At 64.9% G+C, this 17,604-nt stretch carries 15 protein-coding genes; 6 read left to right on the plus strand and 9 right to left on the minus strand.

The features are described 5' to 3' along the window. The first annotated feature begins 17 nt into the window (after nucleotides 1-17). Entirely contained in the window at nucleotides 18-1,745 is a 1,728-nt protein-coding gene (locus ACZ5BO_RS13795; RefSeq protein WP_464700424.1) for an alkaline phosphatase D family protein, read from the plus strand. A 189-nt stretch (nucleotides 1,746-1,934) separates the two neighbouring features. On the opposite strand, the gene ACZ5BO_RS13800 is transcribed toward ACZ5BO_RS13795, so the two are convergent. Further along, nucleotides 1,935-2,594: a hypothetical protein gene (locus tag ACZ5BO_RS13800; RefSeq protein ID WP_464700426.1), complete on the minus strand. Its 660-nt coding sequence runs from the start codon at nucleotides 2,592-2,594 to the stop codon at nucleotides 1,935-1,937. Between the two features lie 136 nt (nucleotides 2,595-2,730). Next, entirely contained in the window at nucleotides 2,731-3,963 is a 1,233-nt protein-coding gene (gene lysA / locus ACZ5BO_RS13805) for a diaminopimelate decarboxylase (protein ID WP_025130741.1), read from the minus strand. A 128-nt stretch (nucleotides 3,964-4,091) separates the two neighbouring features. Between lysA and ACZ5BO_RS13810 the strand changes: the two genes are divergently transcribed. After that, a complete protein-coding gene (locus tag ACZ5BO_RS13810; RefSeq protein ID WP_464700428.1) occupies nucleotides 4,092-5,030 on the plus strand; it encodes a LysR family transcriptional regulator in 939 nt (312 codons plus the stop codon). 218 nt (nucleotides 5,031-5,248) lie between these two features. Beyond that, the gene (locus ACZ5BO_RS13815; protein ID WP_464700430.1) at nucleotides 5,249-5,551 is read left to right on the plus strand and encodes a hypothetical protein; all 303 of its coding nucleotides are present in this window, start codon (nucleotides 5,249-5,251) and stop codon (nucleotides 5,549-5,551) included. A 290-nt stretch (nucleotides 5,552-5,841) separates the two neighbouring features. On the opposite strand, the gene ACZ5BO_RS13820 is transcribed toward ACZ5BO_RS13815, so the two are convergent. From ACZ5BO_RS13820 to ACZ5BO_RS13830, 3 genes are read right to left on the minus strand one after another with little or no spacing between them, the layout of a single operon-like run. Next, nucleotides 5,842-7,020 carry an acetyl-CoA C-acetyltransferase gene (locus ACZ5BO_RS13820; protein WP_464700432.1) on the minus strand — a complete coding sequence of 393 codons (1,179 nt, stop codon included), beginning with the start codon at nucleotides 7,018-7,020 and terminating at the stop codon, nucleotides 5,842-5,844. An 11-nt stretch (nucleotides 7,021-7,031) separates the two neighbouring features. Continuing rightward, a complete protein-coding gene (locus ACZ5BO_RS13825) occupies nucleotides 7,032-7,691 on the minus strand; it encodes a CoA transferase subunit B (protein WP_011060620.1) in 660 nt (219 codons plus the stop codon). 36 nt (nucleotides 7,692-7,727) lie between these two features. Next, nucleotides 7,728-8,426 carry a CoA transferase subunit A gene (locus ACZ5BO_RS13830; protein ID WP_011060621.1) on the minus strand — a complete coding sequence of 233 codons (699 nt, stop codon included), beginning with the start codon at nucleotides 8,424-8,426 and terminating at the stop codon, nucleotides 7,728-7,730. 236 nt (nucleotides 8,427-8,662) lie between these two features. Between ACZ5BO_RS13830 and ACZ5BO_RS13835 the strand changes: the two genes are divergently transcribed. Further along, on the plus strand, nucleotides 8,663-9,565 hold the full coding sequence (locus ACZ5BO_RS13835) for a LysR substrate-binding domain-containing protein (RefSeq protein WP_464700435.1): 903 nt from the start codon (nucleotides 8,663-8,665) through the stop codon (nucleotides 9,563-9,565). Nucleotide 9,566: 1 nt separating this feature from the next. On the opposite strand, the gene ACZ5BO_RS13840 is transcribed toward ACZ5BO_RS13835, so the two are convergent. Together ACZ5BO_RS13840 and ACZ5BO_RS13845 are read right to left on the minus strand one after the other, a co-directional pair. Then, nucleotides 9,567-10,406, minus strand: a complete 840-nt coding sequence (locus tag ACZ5BO_RS13840) for an NAD-dependent protein deacetylase (RefSeq protein ID WP_464700437.1) — start codon at nucleotides 10,404-10,406, stop codon at nucleotides 9,567-9,569. A 98-nt stretch (nucleotides 10,407-10,504) separates the two neighbouring features. Then, nucleotides 10,505-11,470, minus strand: coding sequence for a helix-turn-helix transcriptional regulator (locus ACZ5BO_RS13845; protein ID WP_464700439.1), 966 nt, complete (start codon nucleotides 11,468-11,470; stop codon nucleotides 10,505-10,507). Nucleotides 11,471-11,629: 159 nt separating this feature from the next. Here ACZ5BO_RS13845 and ACZ5BO_RS13850 point away from each other — a divergent pair, with 159 nt between their 5' ends. Continuing rightward, complete coding sequence (locus ACZ5BO_RS13850) at nucleotides 11,630-12,844, plus strand: MFS transporter (RefSeq protein ID WP_025132440.1); 1,215 nt, start codon at nucleotides 11,630-11,632, stop codon at nucleotides 12,842-12,844. A 58-nt stretch (nucleotides 12,845-12,902) separates the two neighbouring features. Here the strand turns inward: ACZ5BO_RS13850 and ACZ5BO_RS13855 are convergent, their stop codons facing one another. Both ACZ5BO_RS13855 and ACZ5BO_RS13860 read right to left on the minus strand, forming a co-directional pair. Continuing rightward, nucleotides 12,903-15,134, minus strand: coding sequence for an LTA synthase family protein (locus tag ACZ5BO_RS13855; RefSeq protein ID WP_464700442.1), 2,232 nt, complete (start codon nucleotides 15,132-15,134; stop codon nucleotides 12,903-12,905). 335 nt (nucleotides 15,135-15,469) lie between these two features. Continuing rightward, the gene (locus tag ACZ5BO_RS13860) at nucleotides 15,470-16,540 is read right to left on the minus strand and encodes an AbrB family transcriptional regulator (protein WP_464701258.1); all 1,071 of its coding nucleotides are present in this window, start codon (nucleotides 16,538-16,540) and stop codon (nucleotides 15,470-15,472) included. Between the two features lie 133 nt (nucleotides 16,541-16,673). Between ACZ5BO_RS13860 and ACZ5BO_RS13865 the strand changes: the two genes are divergently transcribed. Continuing rightward, nucleotides 16,674-17,585 (plus strand): LysR family transcriptional regulator, encoded by a 912-nt coding sequence (locus tag ACZ5BO_RS13865; protein WP_464700444.1) that lies wholly within the window; start codon nucleotides 16,674-16,676, stop codon nucleotides 17,583-17,585. The last annotated feature ends 19 nt before the right edge of the window (nucleotides 17,586-17,604 follow it).

The raw sequence follows: 17,604 nt of genomic DNA on the forward strand, positions 1-17,604 counted from the left end.
CGCAAGGAGCGGTCCCCATGAGCACCCTACGCACCCCGTCGCTAGGCCCGATCGTCGGCCATACCACTGATACCTCCTGCCGCTTATGGATCGCCGCATCGGATGCCCTGGACGAGAAGGGCGTGGCCGAGGACATCCGCACCATCGGGGTGATCGGCGTGGTGGGCAGCAACGGTCGGGTCGCCGGCGAGAACATCTTCTACTTTCGCCTGCGTCGCGAATACCACCGCACCGGCACTTTCAACCTGGGGGTGGACCTCAACCTGTGGCGCAACGAGACCGAGCGCAAGCAACTCAAGCCCTTTGTCCTGACCCCCGCCACCCAGTACCGGGTGCGCATGGCATCGCTGAACGTCGACGATTCTGGCTCCATCGATGACGAGGTGCCCAGCGAGTCGGTGGTGCAACGCTTGCCGGCGGCCTCGGCCTGGGCCAGCGACCTGAATCGCAGCGGCCCGGACAAGGTGTACGTCGAGGCCGAGTTCACCACCCACGCCAGCGCACCTGAAACGGGCAAGCCCCAGCCCCTGAACTTTCTCCTGGGGTCCTGCCGTTATCCGGGGCTGCCGTGGCAACGCAAGGATTCGGATGCGATCTTCGGGCCGATGCTGACGGCCCAGGACGATGTGCAGTTTGTGCTGATGGTCGGCGACCAGATCTACGCCGACGAATTCAACCGCTATGTGCCCATCGGCCGGGCAGACAGCTACAAGGAGTTCGAGGAGCGCTATCACACGGCTTTCGGCTCACCGAACATCAGCCGGCTGTTGGCGCGCAAGCCCACCTACATGATCCTCGACGACCATGAAATCGAGGATAACTGGACCCAGGACCGCATCGGCAAGAGCAGCAAGCGCACGCTGTTCAACTGGGCCATGGGGGCCTACATGAGTTATCAGTGGAGCCACGGCCCGCGCTTCGAAGACAGCTATGTCCAGGGGCGCGAGATGACCGGCAACGATGTCTACCTGAAACATCAGGCCGTCAACCAGCTGTTCTATGATTTTTCCTGTGCCAACTACCCATTCTTCGTCCTCGACACCCGGACCCAGCGCTTTCTCGACGATGTGCCCGGGGCCTTGGCCGACAACCATCTGCTGGGCCGGCCATCGTTACACCCGTCCGAACCGGGCCAGCTCGACCGGCTCTGTGCCTGGCTGCTGCACATGCAGAACGATCGCGGCAACATTCCCAAGTTCATCGTCAGCTCCAGCGTGTTCGTGCCCAATGGCGTGGATACGGCGGGCAAGGGCGAACGCTACGACCGACGCAAGAATGACAGCGACTCCTGGTCGGCATTTCCCACCACCCGCAGCGCGGTGCTGGAAACCATTGCCTTGAACAAGGTGCAGAACGTGGTGTTCCTGTCCGGGGATATTCATTGTTCGAACATTTCCCAGCTGGAGTTCAGCAACGGAGTCCAGGGGATCACGTCCTACGCCGTGACCTCATCGGCCTTCTACTGGCCCTTCTCCTTTGCCGACGGCGATCCGGCCGGCTACGTGCACAACTCCCGCTCGGCGCAGACCCCCGACAGCTTTCCCCTGCAGAATGCCCCGGGCGTGATGGACTACCGCACCTGGGCCTTCACCCAGGCGGACAATTTTGCGCGGATCGAACTGCACCCCGACAGCGCCGAGCTGCTGGTGCAGTTCTACGATGCCGAGGGCGCGCCCCTGGTCACCCGCAAGCAGGACGATACGGTAGACAGCCAGCCCCACAGGCTCAAGCTTGAGCGCTGGTAGCCAGGCGAAAGGCAGGGACTCTGGAGCAGACGCAGGCCAGTCAGGTCTCGACTCTTGCCGCAGTGGCGCAAGCAAGTATGGTCGCCACATCCAGTAAGCCAATGGCCGGGGTCTGGGAGCCCTGGCCTGCTAGGGCTCTATTGCGATAACGGCAGTGCTCCCCGGAGCTTCCGGGCCTTGGCCGTTGCTCTAGTGCTCCACGTAGAGTTCATGCAGGTCCTTTACTCGGCCAAGAAACATCGCCTGGCGAAACAGCATGGAGGTGACAAGCGCCACGGCAATGCAGAAGTACAAGGTCTTGTACTGGGGGATAGGGATGAAGTTCGGCGTCTTGTAGCTTAGTTCGAGGACGGCCAAGGCCACGAAACCGGTCAACAGATTCTGGCACAGCGTGACCTCGGCCATGGCCTTGACCAGGACTTTGCCCGCGCCTTCGTTTGCCTTGGCGACCTGATCGATGTTTTTTGAAACGATCTTCCATTTCCGAGTAAAGGGCAGTGGTTGCCGGCTGTTCAGGCCCAGCAGCTCGGTCATGTTCCTGGTGCAGGTCAACACGGCTATGGACAGCAGGTCCCAGAGCACGGCGAAACCGCTGAAGACGATGCCGGACACGTAGCTCAGGATCACCAGCATAATCAGCAAGGCCCCGGTGATGGCGCTTGGTACATCCTGTTGTTCAACACCCGGCAGGATCGGGTACTTGAATGAGAGGGCGATCCAGAACGCCATGCCCGGGCAGATCCGGGCTATCAGGTCGTAATAGACGCTAGGGACGACGTTCATGATCGACGTGAGGCCGCCGCCACTCTCGCCTTTGCCGCTCTGATTCGCGCTCTTGTCGTTGCTCATTGCACAGTCCTTCGCTGAGAGAAACTCGGTGAGTTAACTCATAGGTGAAGGTTGCTCGACTGTCTACTGCACCGGGAGCATGAGCAGAGCCTGGCCATGCTCCAGGGCAGCGAGGGGGCAAGGGGCGGTTATGCCCTCAGAGCCCCAGCTCCAGGTCCAGCAGGTCGGCCAATGGCTGGCGGCGGCGGATCAACCTAGGCTGGCCGTGTTCGAACAGCACTTCCGGCAGCAGGGGCCGGCTGTTGTAGTTGGAGGACATGCTGGCGCCGTAGGCGCCGGTGTCGTGCAGCACCAGCAGGTCGCCGACCCGCGCCTGGGGCAGCAGGCGCGGGGTCAGGCATTCATCGTCCTGGGTGAAGATGTCGCCGGATTCGCACAGCGGGCCGCCGACCACGGTCGGCTGTTGCGGGCGGTCCACCGGCTGGCCGTTGCCATCCAGCAGGCTCATGCCGTGGTAGGCACCGTACATGGCCGGGCGCATCAGGTCGTTGAAGCCGGTGTCCACCAGTACGAAGTGATGCTGGCCGGCGGTCTTCACCACCCGCACCTCACTCACCAGGCAGCCGGCCTCGGCCAGCAGGAAGCGCCCCGGCTCGATCTCCATGCGCACGCCGTGGCCCAGGTAGGCTTCGATTTCCTGGCGTGCGGTGTTCCAGGCGTTGGCGTAGCGCTGCACGTCCACTGGCTCGTCGCCGTCGCGGTAGGGCGTGGACAGGCCACCACCGATGGAGAAGGCCTCGATGTCGTGGTCCAGGGACTTCACCGCTGCCACCATGGCCGCGCCCACCTGTTCCAGGTGCCCGTAGTCGACCCCGGAGCCGATGTGCATGTGCAGGCCCACCAGGTGCAGGCCGTACTGGCGGATCACTGCCAGGGCTTCGCCAACCTGGTCGTGCCAGATGCCGTGCTTGCTGTTTTCGCCGCCGGTGTTGGTCTTGCGGCTGTGGCCGTGGCCGAAGCCCGGGTTGATGCGCAGCCATACCCGGTGGCCCGGGGACTTTTCTCCCAGTTGGCGGAGCATGTCGATGGAGCCGGCGTTGACCTCTACCTGCAGCTCTACCACCCGTTGCAGGGTTGCGGTGTCGAACAGGTCGCAGGTGAAGACGATGCCCGCATCGACCGGGCTGAAACCGGCCAGCAGGGCCCGCTCGATCTCCCCCAGGGACACGGCGTCGACCCGCACTCCGGCTTCACGGATCAACCGTAGCAGGTGCAGGTTGGACGAGGCTTTCTGCGCGTAGCGCACCACGTCGAAGGCTTGCAGCTGGGCGATGCGCGCCTTGAGGGTGGCGGCGTCATAGCACCACAACGGAGTGCCGTACTGGCGGGCGGCGGCGACAAGCTGTTCGGGGGAGAAGGGGATGGCCATGGTGAATGCAATCTGTGGTCAGTAAGAGAGCGGCCAGCATGCCGATTCTTGGTCATTCAATAAAATATCTATTCTTTGTCGTGTGATTCAGTTTTGATATGGGCTGAGTTCAATTCTGGAGCCTGTCCGTGCAGATTTCCCTGCGCCACATCGAAGTCTTCCGCGCCATCATGCAGGCCGGCAGCGTCACTGGCGCCGCGCGCCTGCTGTTCACCTCCCAGCCCACGGTGAGCCGCGAACTGGCGCGCCTGGAGAGCCTGTCAGGGCTCAAGCTGTTCGACCGCGAGGGCGGGCGCCTACTGCCCACGGCCCAGGCCATGCTGTTGCTGGAAGAGGTGGAGCGGGCCTATGTAGGCCTGGAGCGGATCAACAGCGTGGCCCAGTCGATCCGCCGCTTCGAGCACGGCCAATTGAGCCTGAGCTGCCTGCCGCTGTTTTCCCAGACCTTGCTGCCCCCAGTGTGCAAGGACTTCCAGGCCCGCCACCCGGGGATCGGCCTGAGCATCAGTGCCCAGGAATCGCCGCTGCTGGAAGAGTCCCTGAGTGCCCAGCGCCACGACCTGGGGCTGACCGAAAGCGAGCACCTGCCCCGAGGCACCCAGGGCGAGCTGCTGTTTTGCGCCGACATGGTCTGCATCCTGCCCGAGGGCCATCCGCTGCTGGCCAAGGCGCGGCTGTCGCTGGCGGACTTTGGCAGCCAGAACTTCATCAACCTGTCGGGCCTGGACATCTACCGGCAGACCCTGGACGAGCATTTCCGCCAGGCCGGGGTGGATCGCCGGGTGGTGGTGGAAACCACCAATGCCGCCTCGGTGTGCGCCATGGTCCGCGAGCAGTTGGGCGTGGCGATCATCAACCCGCTGAGCGCCATGGAAGAAGTGGGGCGTGGTTTGGCGATCCGTCCGCTGCAGATGTCGGTGCCCTATCGGGTGATGCTGATCCGCCCGGACTACCGGCCTTCGTCGAGTTTTGTCGAGGGTTTCTGCACGGTGCTGCGCGCCCAGGCCAAGGCGCTGCAGGAGCAGGTCGAGCGGATAGTGCAGGGCGCGCAGGAAGGCAACGCCTGAGCCGGTCTGGCTAATGGGGCCTGCCCCCTGGATTCATTTCGAAGTGCACCGCCTGGCACCGATGATGGAAGCCTTGCGTTCCGGGGAAACATGTCCCTCTCGTATGGCGGCAGACAGTTACAGAGGATGGTCCTGGGTCCGTCCGAGCTTGTGGCAAGCCTCAGGCAGGTCCGGATCGTCGTGACTCAATCCTCTGACTGGTTCTGGAGTTGAATAAAATGCCTATCGCCATTCACGCACGAAACAACACCGCCGCAGCGCAGCAAGTTGCCATCAGGAACACTGCCCAGGGCAACAACCTGGCCAACGTGAACATACCTGCCCAAGGCAACGTGGTCCTTTATGTTCTGCAAGCGGATGCCAACGCCACTCTGTATTTGATCTGCAATGGAGTGACAGCCCAGACCACCCAGCTGAACGTGGTCTATCACGGCTTCAGCAGTGTTGAACAAGACAGTGACTGGCCCCGTCAATGGACGGTCGAGGGCGCGGCAGACGGCGTACAGCTGGACCTGGCGTAACCAGGAACGAGCTTTTCCTGTAGGAGCCAGCTTGCTGGCGAAGGCGATCTCACGGACGCCTTGCCTGTAGGAGCCAGCTTGCTGGCGAAAGCGATCTCTCGGACGCCTTGCCTGTAGGAGCCAGCTTGCTGGTGAAGGCGATCTCACGGACGCCTTGCCTGTAGGAGCCAGCTTGCTGGCGAAAGCGGTCTCTCGGATGCCTTGCCTGTAGGAGCCAGCTTGCTGGCGAAGGCGATCTCACGGACGCCTTCGCTGGCAAGCCAGCTCCTACAGGGGGCGGGTTTTGCAGGTTAGCGTTCGATCGCCAGGGCCACGCCCTGGCCGCCGCCGATGCACAAGGTAGCGAGGCCTTTCTTGGCATCGCGCTTGATCATCTCGTGCAGCAGGGTCACCAGCACCCGGCAGCCCGAGGCGCCGATCGGGTGGCCGATGGCAATCGCGCCGCCATTGACGTTGACCTTGTTCGCGTCCCACTCAAGTTCCTTGGCCACCGACAGCGATTGGGCGGCGAAAGCTTCGTTGGCTTCGATCAGGTCCAGCTGGTCCAGGGTCCAGCCGGCCTTGTCCAGGCAGCGGCGGGTGGCCGAGACCGGGCCGATGCCCATGATCGCCGGGTCGACGCCGGCGTTGGCGTAGGCGGCGATTGTCGCCAGTACCGGCAAGCCCAGGGCCCGGGCCTTGCTGGCGCTCATCAGCATCACCGCGGCGGCGCCGTCGTTCAGCGCCGAGGCGTTGCCGGCGGTGACGCTGCCGTCTTTCTTGAACGCCGGCTTGAGCTTGGCCAGGGCCTCGGCGGTGGTGCCAGGGCGCGGTTGTTCGTCGGTGGCGAAGGTCAGCGGCTCGCCCTTGCGCTGGGGAATCTGGATCGGGGTGATCTCGTCGACAAAGCGCCCGGCCTCGATGGCTGCGGCGGCTTTGTGCTGGGAGGCGGCGGCGAAGGCGTCCTGGGCTTCACGGCTGATGCCGTATTTCTCCACCAGGTTCTCGGCGGTGATGCCCATGTGGTAGTCGTTGAAGGCGTCCCACAGGCCGTCGCTGATCATGCTGTCGACCATCTGGCTGTGGCCCATGCGCAGGCCGGTGCGGGCGCCGGGCAGCACGTAGTTGGACAGGCTCATGTTTTCCTGGCCGCCGGCGATGATCACTTCGGCATCGCCGCAGCGGATCGCCTGGGCGCCCAGGTGCAGGGCCTTGAGGCCAGAGCCGCAGACCTTGTTCAGGGTCATGGCGGGCACGGCGTGGGGCAGGCCGGCCTTGATCGCGGCCTGGCGGGCGGGGTTCTGCCCGGCGCCGGCGGTGAGCACCTGGCCCATGATCACTTCGTCGACCTGGGCCGGGTCGATGCCGGTCTGGGCCAGCAGTTGGCGAATGACCGCGGCGCCCAGGTCAACGGCGGGAATGTTTGCCAGGGAGCCCTGGAAACTGCCCACGGCGGTGCGGGTGGCGGCAACGATGACGACGTCTTGCATGATGGGGCTCCTCAGGCGAACTGCATTTCAGGCACGTGGTCCGGCACGATCAGCTTGCCGGCGGTCTTGCTGACGATTTCCTCGACGCTGACCCCGGGGGCGCGCTCCTTGAGGATGAAGGCGCCGTTCTCGATCTCCAGGTAGGCCAGGTCGGTGAGCACGCGCTTGATGCACTGGGCGCCGGTCAGCGGCAGGCTGCAGCGGCTGAGCAATTTGGATTCGCCGTCTTTCGAGGCGTGGGTCATGGTGACGATGATGTTCTCGGCACCGGCCACCAGGTCCATGGCGCCGCCCATGCCCTTGACCAGCTTGCCGGGGATCATCCACGAGGCGATGTTGCCCTGCACGTCCACTTCGAAGGCACCGAGCACGGTGAGGTCGATGTGGCCGCCGCGGATCATCGCGAAGGATTCGGCAGAGGAGAAGATCGAAGCACCGATGCGCGCGGTGACCGTCTGCTTGCCGGCGTTGATCATGTCGGCGTCGACTTCGTCCTCGGTGGGGAAGGCGCCCATGCCCAGCAGGCCGTTTTCCGATTGCAGCATGACTTCCATGCCGTCGGGGATGTAGTTGGCCACCAGGGTCGGGATGCCGATGCCGAGGTTGACGTAGAAGCCGTCCTGCAGTTCGCGGGCGACGCGCTGAGCCATTTGTTCGCGGGTAAGAGCCATGTTTGTTGTCCTTTTAGTCGGGCTGGGGAAGGGCGATCACTTACGCACGGTGCGCTGTTCGATGCGCTTCTCGAAGGTGCCGCAGATGACCCGGTCGACGTAGATGCCGGGGGTGTGGATCTGCGTCGGGTCCAGTTCGCCCGGCTCGACGATTTCTTCCACTTCGACCACGGTGATCTTGCCGGCGGTGGCCGCCAGGGGGTTGAAGTTCTGCGCGGTGTGGCGGTAGACCACGTTGCCGAAGTGATCGGCCTTCCAGCCTTTGACGATGGCGAAGTCGCCGGTGATGGATTCTTCCATCAGGTAGGTGCGGCCCTTGAATTCACGGGTTTCCTTGCCATCGGCCACCGGGGTGCCAACGCCGGTGGCGGTGAAGAAGGCCGGGATCCCGGCGCCGCCGGCGCGCATTTTTTCCGCCAGGGTGCCTTGAGGGGTCAGGACCACTTCGATCTCGCCGCTGAGCAGCTGCTTTTCGAACAGGGCGTTTTCACCCACGTAGGAGGCGATCACCTTGCTGATCTGGCGGTCTTCCAGGAGCACGCCCAGGCCGAACCCGTCGACCCCGCAGTTGTTGGACACCACGGTCAGGTCACGGGTACCGCGGCGCTTGATCTCGGCGATCAGGTTCTCGGGGATACCGCACAGGCCGAAGCCGCCGGCGATCACGGTCATGCCGTCTTGCAGACCTTCCAGGGCTTCCTCGTAGGACGCCACGCGCTTGTCGAAACCTGCCATTTGCACCTTCCTCTTTCTTGTTCGTAGGCGGCTGGCCAGCCGTTTGTGGGCCAGTGTTGCGCTGCGGGATTGATTTGTTAAGTTGATTTTTAAGGTTGATTGATTGGATAAACAGCATAATTAGCTCCAAGCTCCAAGCTCCAAGCTCCAAGCTCCAAGCTCCAAGCTTGCGGCTTATGGCTTATGGCTTATGGCTTATGGCTTATAGCTTGCCGCTGCTTTCCCGAGGATGACAGATGACGGTTAAACAGATACGGGCATTTCTGGCGGTGGCCCACAGTTTGAGCTTTGCCCTGGCCTGCGAGCGGCTGCACCTGTCACAGTCGGCCCTGAGCCTGACGATCAAGGCGCTGGAGGAAGGCCTTGGCGGGCGCCTGTTCACACGCAATACGCGCAACGTGGCGCTGACCCCGGAAGGCGAGGCCTTGCTGCCTCTGGCGCGGCGCCTGATTGCCGATTGGGACAACGCCGAGGACGAATTGCGCCAGCGTTTCACCCTGCAACGGGGCCGGGTGACCCTGGCGGCGATGCCGTCCTTTGCCGGTAACCTGCTGCCGCCGATCCTCAAGCATTTTCGCGCCCGCTACCCCCAGGTCAACGTCACGGTCAACGACGTGGTCAACGAGCAGGTGCTGGAAATGGTCCGTGACCGCGAGGTGGAGCTGGGGGTGGCGTTCGAGCCCCAGGACAGCACGTCCCTGGTGTTCACCCCGTTGTACATCGACCGCTTTATCGCCGTGGTGCCCAAGGATTCGCCCCTGGCCCAGCGCAGCGAGATCGACTGGCAGGCGCTGTTGCAGGAGCCCTTCATCACCCTGCAGCGACCGTCCACGGTGCGGGTGATGCTCGAAGATCACCTGCGGGCCCGGGGCGTGCAGTTGCCGGTGGAGTTTGAAAGCCATCAGCTGGCGACGGTGGGGCGCATGGTCGCCAGTGGCCTGGGGGTGAGCGCGGTGCCGGCGCTGTGTGCCCAGCAGATGCGCGAGCTGGGCGGGCACTGCCTGACCCTGGGCAAACCGGTGGTGGAGCGGGCCATCGGCGTGTTGACCAAGCCGGGGGAGGAGCTGTCCACCGCGGCCCAGGCGCTGTTCGATATCCTGCGTGAGGAAAACTTCGGCGAGCGCCTGGTGACCGGCTGATTCAGCGCAGCAGGCGTTCGGCCAGCCAAGGCAGTACCTGATCGCAGGGGGCATTGAGCTTGAGCTCCAGCAGTTCGTCGGCGCGGGTCTTGCCGAAGTTGATCGCCAGCAGCGGCTTGCCCTGTTCGGCCACGGCGCGGCACAGGCGAAACGCCGAATAGGCCATCAGCGATGAGCCCACCACCAGCAGGCCTGCGGCTTCGTGCACGGCACTCAGGGCCCGGGCAGCGGTGGCCGGGGCCACGTTCTCGCCGAAGAACACCACGTCGGGTTTCAAGCGCGAGCCGTTGCAGTAGGGGCAATGGGGCACTTGGAAGCGTTCCTCGAAGGCCGGGTCCAGCAGGGTGTCGCCGTCCGGTGCCGGCACCGCGTCGACGCCGGCCAGGTAAGGGTTGTGCGCTTGCAGTTGCTGCTGGATGGCGTCCCGCTGGCTGCGCTGGCCGCAGTCCAGGCACAAGACCCGCTGCAGGCTGCCGTGGAGTTCGATCACCTCCAGGCTGCCGGCTTCGTCGTGCAGGGCGTCGACATTCTGGGTGATCACCCCGGCGATCCGGCCGGCCGCCTGCAACTGTGCCAGGGCCTGGTGCGCGGCATTCGGCCGGGCCTGGCGGATGCGCGGCCAGCCGAGCATGGCCCGCGCCCAGTAGCGGCGACGGGCTTCGGGCTGGCCAAGGAACTCCTGGTACATCATCGGCTGGCGGCCACGGCGCACGCCCTCGTTGTCGCGGTAGTCGGGAATCCCCGAGGGGGTGCTGATGCCGGCTCCGGTGAGGACCATGAAGGGCTGACGACTCAGGGACTCGGCGAGTTGTTCGAGGGCGGCGGCAGGAAGGTCGATCATTGGGAACGGGTTTCCGGTGGCCAAGGGACGAGCATCAGAAATAGCCGCAAAGCCCCGGGCACGCCAGTGTTTTCGATGGTCTTGGCCGATTGCGCCGTTCACCGCCGTGGGCCAAATACCGACTTGGGGGACTTGCCGTAGAACCGGGTAAAGGCCGCGCTGAAGTTGCCGGGATAGCCGTAGCCCACCCGATAGGCCACCTGGGCCACCTGGCAACCGCTTTGCAGCAGGCTGTGGGCCCGGGCCATACGCAGCTCCAGGAGCATGCGCTGGGGCGTGGTGTTGAAGTGCGCGCGCAAGCCCTGCTTGAGCTTGAACTCATTGAGGCCCACGGCCGCGCACAGGTAGGCCACGGTCAGGGGCTGGTGCATCTGCTCGAACATGAGGTCTCGCACCTGCTGCAACTTGTCGATGTCGTCGGCGCTCAAGCGGCAGTTTTCGGCAGTGGGCGCGGGGGCCAGAGCCTGCAGTTGCAGGGACAGCAGGCTGAGGGCATGGATATGTCGTTCAAGGTGCCCGGAATGGTCCTGGCTGGCCGGGCACAGCAAGGCATTGGCGTGGCCGCTGCTGGCCGCCGAGGTGGTTTGCCGGGCCAGTTGGCGCAAGGGGCCGTGGCCCAGCAGTTGCCGGGCCCGTTGTGCCCCGAGGTATTTTTCCAGCAGGCGTTCCCCCACCAGCAGGCGCAGTTGCGACACGGTGCTGGCCGCCTCGTAGCGGCGCTCGCCCTGGCTGGCCGGGAAGGTGGTGACGGTGGTTTGCCCGGCATCGAACGCCAGGGTCGAGCCATCGCTGGCGCAAAAACCCGAGCGGCCCTGCAGCGCCAGGGTGATGACCAGCAAGCGGCCCTCGTGGCAGCTATGGGCCTCTTCCACCAGGGGCCGGTTGGGACGGTAGCGCGAGCGCACCAGGGTCAGGTCCTGATCCAGGCACAGTGTCTCGAAATGGCATTCACCCAAGGCCTGCGGCAACTGCTGGCGGCACCAGCCGCCCGGCATCTGGCTGTGCTGGCGCGGCTGGCTGGCCGGCAGGTGGTAGGTCTGGGAAGGCTTGGAGGAAACGGCCATGTTCAGGCTCCTGGGCTTGGGTGTGCAGCGTTCCGCATGCTAATTGATCCGGATGGCATGCGAACGCACATGATAAGCGTTCTCGTATCTGATTAGTCTGTTTCCCGAGCAAGGATGATCACCGCCAACCGCTGGCGTGCACCTTGCCGGGGAGAAATCATGAATCAACACCCTTTCAACGGCAGTCGCGCCCGCAGCCTCTGGCTACGTACGGTGCTGGTCAGCGCCATGGCCCTGCCGATGCTGATCTTCTACGCCATCGGCACCTTGGGCCCGCTGCTGATCAGTGACCTGGCCATAGCCCCCCATTGGCTGGGCTGGCTGGTGATGAGCGCCTTTGGCCTGGCTGCGTTGCTGTCGCTGTGGGCCGGGCCACTGGTCAGGGCCCTGGGCAGCCGGCGGGCCCTGGCCTTGCTGTTCTGGGCGACCCTGGCAGGTTACGGGCTGTTGCTGACCCTGCCAGGGTTTGCCGGCCTGGTGCTGGCCCTGGCGGTGTGCGGCGTGGCCCAGGCGCTGGCCAACCCGGTGACCAACCTGTTGGTGCTGGAGTGCGTCGAGCCTGCAAACAAGCCGGCAGTGGTGGGCCTGAAGCAATCCGGAGTGCAACTGTCGGCATTGTTCTGCGGCCTGTTGCTGCCGACCCTGGCCGCCGGCCTGGGCTGGCGCGGCGCCCTGGCGATCTTGTTGGTGCCGGCCCTGGCCCTGGCTTTGTGGGGGCCGCGAGTGGCGCCCGTGGCCGCCCCGAGACAGCCCCTGAGCCTGGGGCTGGTCCGTCCGAACAGCCGCCTGATGCTGCTGTTGAGCGTGCAGCTGTGCGTGGGCCTGGTGCTTTCGTCCTTCGTGACCTTTCTTGGGGTGTTCGCCGCCCGCCAGGGCGTATCGAGCGCGGAAGCCGGGGCCATGGTGGCCGGGTTCGGCGCCATGGGCATCCTCGCCCGTACCCTGTTGACCCCCTTGGGCGCCCGGCTGCGGGAGGAAGGCTGGCTGCTGCTCGGCTTGCTGCTGCTGGCCTGCCTGGCCCTGGGGGTGACCGCCCAAGCCACGGCGCAGGCGCACTGGCCCTTGTGGTTCGGTGCCCTGGGCATGGGCCTGACTGCGGTCGCCACCAATGCCATCGCCATGAGCATGTTGCTGCGGGACCCGGCCTTCGGCAGCCCGGCGCCGGCCTCGGGCCTGCTGTCGGCGGGGTTCTTTGCCGGCTTCGCCTTGGGGCCGCTGTTGTTCGGCCTGGTGCAGCAGGCTCAGGGTGGCTTCGCCAACGCCTGGCTGTTGTCCATCGCGGTGTTGCTTTTGGGCTGCGTGTTCAGCCTGCTGCTGTGCAAGGTCCGGCGTGGTGCGGCGGTTGCCAGCGGCGAGCCGGCAGGCGGGGGGTGAGGGCAGGGGGGCTACCTGGGCCAGGCTGAAACCTGGGTTTCAGCCTGGCCCAGCGGGATTAGCTGGAGTGTTCGCTGTCGGCGTCCTGGGCCATTTCCCCGGCACTGTCGTCCTGGCCCGGCAACTCGGTGATCACGCTGAAGTCGCTGACTTCCACCGCCCCCAGGCCGTAGCCCAGCAGGTGGAAGGAAAACGCCTTGCGGGTCTGCGGGTTGTCGAAGCTGAAGTCCATCTGCAGCGGCTGGTCGGGGGTTACCAGCATTTCCTCCGGCAGCCCGAGGGGCACATCCTGTTCCAGCTCCTTGCCCTTGAGCAGGATGTAGGCGTTCTGCTGCGGGTCGGCGGAGCGCACGGTGAAGCGCACCCGGGTCTGGGAACCCTTGGGCATTTCCAGGTACTGGGCACCGATCAGGTTATCGGCCCAGTCGTCCTTGATCTGCGCCTGCAGCGGAATGATCGCCGGGCTGCCGAACTGGTAATGCTGGTTCAGCGGCGACTGCAGCAGGCTGCGGTCCAGGTTCGTGGCCCGGGCGCTGATCTGCCGCGCGCGCACACCGCCGTACTGGCCCTGGAGGCTGGCACTGTCGGCGATGAAGCCAGGGCTGGCGTAGTAACGGCAGCGCTGCTGGAAGTCGCATTCGGTGAAGGTGCCCTGGCCGTCGTGGTAGCGCAGCTTGCCGTTGGTGTAGGACATGATTTCCCGGCCCTGGGCATAGTCGCGATACAGCGAGCGGCCGCTGAGGCTGGCGGGCACCGGCAGGCCGAAGTAGTCCAGCACCGAGGCACTGAGGTCGACGTGGCCGTAGGTCCCGCTCTTGAGATGGGGCAGTTGGGCCTGCTCGGGGGCGAGCATCAGGTTGAAGCCCCAGGACGAAGCCAGGCGCACGCCGTCGATGCCGTGGGACTCGTCGGAGGTGATGATCACCAGGGTGTCCTTCAACACGCCCTTGCGCTCAAGGCCCTTGAGAAACTGGTCGATGGCATCGTCCAGGTAACCCACGGCCGCCTGTTTTGGCGTGTCATAGCGTTCCAGGTATTCCTCGGGGGCCGAGTAGGGCTGGTGGGTGCCCACGGTCAGCAGGGTCAGCATCCAGGGCTTTTTCTTCTGCTTGAGCTGGTCGACGTAAGTCAGCGCGCCCTCGAAGAATGCCTTGTCGTCCTTGCCCCAGGGGAATTCCAGGTAGTTGTCGTTCTTGAACCACTCCAGGCCGTGGGTCGAATCGAAACCGATGTGCGGCATGATCTTGTCTTTGGCCATGAAGCGCAGGCCGGCGCCCTGCAGGTAATGGGTGTTGAAGCCGAACTTGTGCATCTGCGCCGGCAGGCAGGCGGTGTTGCGCTGGCTCTGGGTGAGCATCTCCACACCCTTGGGGGTGCCGTTGTCGAGCTTGTCGTAGTCGCCGCAGAGCATGGCGTACAGGCCGCGAATGGTCTGGTGGCTGTGCAGGACGTAGTCCGGGGTGTTCATCCCGCGCTCGGCCCAGGCGCTGAGCTTGGGCATCAGGTCTTCCTGGTAGCGGCTGTTCAGGGCTTCGCGGTTGGTCCTGATATAGGCCCCGGGAATGCCTTCCAGGGTGATCAGCAGCACGTTGCGCGCCCGGCCTGCGCTTTGCAGCAGCGGCTGGCCTTCAAGGTCGAGGCGCGTCAGGCCGGCCATGGGGGGCGGTACATCGGCGACGTCGCCCGCCAGCCAGTCCTCCACCTGCATCTGCACCTGGCCGGTGGCGGTGGCCAGGGCCTGGTGGGGCAGGTTGAACAACTGCCACTGGTCGGCCTCGCTGGGCTTGAGGTACTGGACGGTGCCGTGGGTCAGCAGTAGCACCACGGGAAGGCTCCAGCTATGGCGCGGCAGGGCCGGGAGGTTCGCGGCGCGGCTGCTGCGCTGGACCACCAGCCACAGTACCAGGCCCAGCAGCAGGGCCAGGCCCAGTTCCGGATGGGCCAGCCCGCCCCCGGTGGAGTTGCCGACAAATTGCGGGTCCACCAGGTAGTGCAGGTCGGCGAGGTTGGGCATGCGGCCCACGGCGCTCACCAACTCGGCACTGACCAGGGTCAGCAGGGCCCAGATCACCAGCACCGGCAGCGCCAGCCACCAGGGGCGGCGGTACAACAGCACGGTCAACAGGCTGGCGCTGGCCAGGTCGGACAGATAACCCAGAGGGTCGGACCAGCCCAGGGCCAGGCGCGCGCCCATGGGCGCCAGCAACAGCAGGCCGAACAGGGCGAACAGAGGAGCAAGAGGGTGTTGTAGGCAACGACGGATCAACTTCACAAATAACCTGCCTGTCATTAAATCTTCACGCAAATGTGCGCGATGTTAACAAGAGCTGGCGCTAAGGCGTTTCTTATTCGTCAATCAAAGGCCTGCTCGGGGGCTTTGCGAACCGCCCAGAGAGGCCGTAAAAACCGTGCAAAGCCCCAGAGCATAAGGCCGACGGCGAGCAGCGGCAGGTTTCGCGTCGCGCGGATTTACTATTTCAGGTTGTTTAAAAAAAACGCCTTGGGTGCTAATGCCGATCAATCAAGGACAGGCACTGATAGGTGTGGCGACGGAGCAAGCTCCCTCGCCACGGGATATTTTTCGTTCCCGCCAGCGCTTAACTGATCGGCCGCCGCCGCGGATGCTTATCGCGACCACTTGATGATCAACCGGGCGAAAAATGCGCCGCTGACGATCACTGCGAACAGCCGCAGGGTCTGCATCGCCAGCACCAGGCCGACGTCCGAATGGGTGTCCACCGCAATGATCGCCATGGCGTCCAGGCCGCCGGGGCTGGTGGCCAGGTACACCGAGAGAAAGTCCTTGTCCATCCACAGGGCCAGCCCCCAGGCGGACAGGGCACAGAGAGCGATCAGCAGCAGGGCGCCGCCGATCATCGCCGGCAGGTGGCCGAACACATAGCTCAGGGTCGGGCGGTCGAAGCGCAGGCCGATATAGCCGCCGATGGCGCCATAGGCACAGGCCAGCAGCCAGGACGGCAGGCTGATCTGCAACAGGCCGCTGACCTGCAGCGCGCCGCCCAGCAGCAGCGGCACCAACAGCGCACCGGCAGGCACCCGCGAACCCAGCAGCACCCCGCAGACGATCGCCACGATGCTCAGGCCAACATTCAGCATGCTCATGCCGTGCAGGGCCATCTGGCTGGCGTGGGCTTCGCTGCCGCTGGCCGGGGCGCCGATCCAGTGGCTGACCAGGGCCCCGACCATCACCACGCACACCACCCGCACGTATTGCAGGGTGGCCACCACCCGCGAGTCGGCGCCGAACTCGTCGGCCATCGACACCATGGCTGAGGCCGCACCGGGCGCGGTGCCCCAGGCCGCGGTGCTGGCGGCAATCCCGCCGAAGCGCACCAGCACCAGACCCACCAAGGCGCTGAGGCTGACGGTGAGCAGGGTGGCCACCAGCATCACGTGCCAGGACTGGAACATGGCCGTCAGTACGCCCAGGGTCATGGAGTGGGCGGCGAGCATGCCCACCGAGCCCTGGCCCAGACGGAACGCCAGGCGTGGCACGCGGATGCTGGCACCGCACACGCCAAACAGGATCGCCGTGAGCATCGGCCCGAGAAACTGCCCGGCGGGAATTTCCAGGTACTTGAGCAACTGGCCGCTGATGCCGGCTAGCACTAGCCAGGCCGGCCATTGCAGCGCCTGGGGCCAGGTATTCAGGGATAGACGAAGCGATGGCGCCACAAGACGACTCTCCAAGGCGCTGGCCACTCCTGTTGCGGGAGCGGTAAACCTGCGCCGAAGCAAATTATTGATAGCGCGATTGATCAAGTCCAGTTTCTAATTGTGATCAATTCATAACTATTGTTGATCGATCATGGACCTGCGCGACCTGACCTATTTCGACACCATCGCCGAGCTTGGCCATCTGGGCCGGGCGGCGCAGAAGCTCAACCGCAGCCAGCCGGCGCTGACCAAGAGCATCCAGCGCCTGGAGGAGTCCTTCGGCACCAAGCTGTTCGAACGTGAAGGCCGGGGCATCAAGCTCACCGCCGTGGGTGAGTTGCTGCAGCGGCGCAGCCGGCAATTGCAGCAGAACATCGCCGAGACCCACCGCGAGGTGCGGGATTTCGCCAGCGGCGTCCTGGGCAATATCCGCCTGGGCTGCGCCGCGAGCATGGCCGAGCACCTGCTGCCGCAGATGACCGCGACCCTGCTGGAGCGCGCCCCGGACATCACCTTGAACCTGGTGATCGGCCAGGACGACCTGCTGCGCGAATCCCTGCGTTCCGGGCGCCTGGACATGGTTATCTGCCCGATGTTCGAGGGCGACCCGCACCTGAGCCACCACACCTTGTTCGAAGACCGGGCGGTGGTGGTGGCCAGCCGCGACCACCCGATATTCGCCACGCCCATGGGCCTGCGCGACCTGTGCGCCTACCGCTGGGTACTGCCGGGCACCCGGGTGTCGGCGCGGCGCTGGATCGACAACGTGTTCCAGAGCCACGAACTGCCGCTGCCCTCGGTGCAGATCGAGACCAACAGCATTTCCCTGCTGCCGCGGCTGATCGCCAAGACCGGGCTGTTGAGCTTCCTGGCCCGGGAAACCCTGGACGACTTCAAGGGCATCGCCCACCTGCGGGAAGTGCCCCTGGCGCAAACCTGCATGCGCCGCAGCATCGTGGTGCTGGTGCGCGCCGAGGGCTACCTGTCGCCGGCGGCTGAGGTCCTGCTGGATCTGCTCAAGAGCAATGGACGGCAATTCTTCACCGCCGCTGATGCCCTGTGAGCCAAGGCATCGGCCAAGG

Source organism: Pseudomonas sp. FFPRI_1, assembly GCF_055384485.1.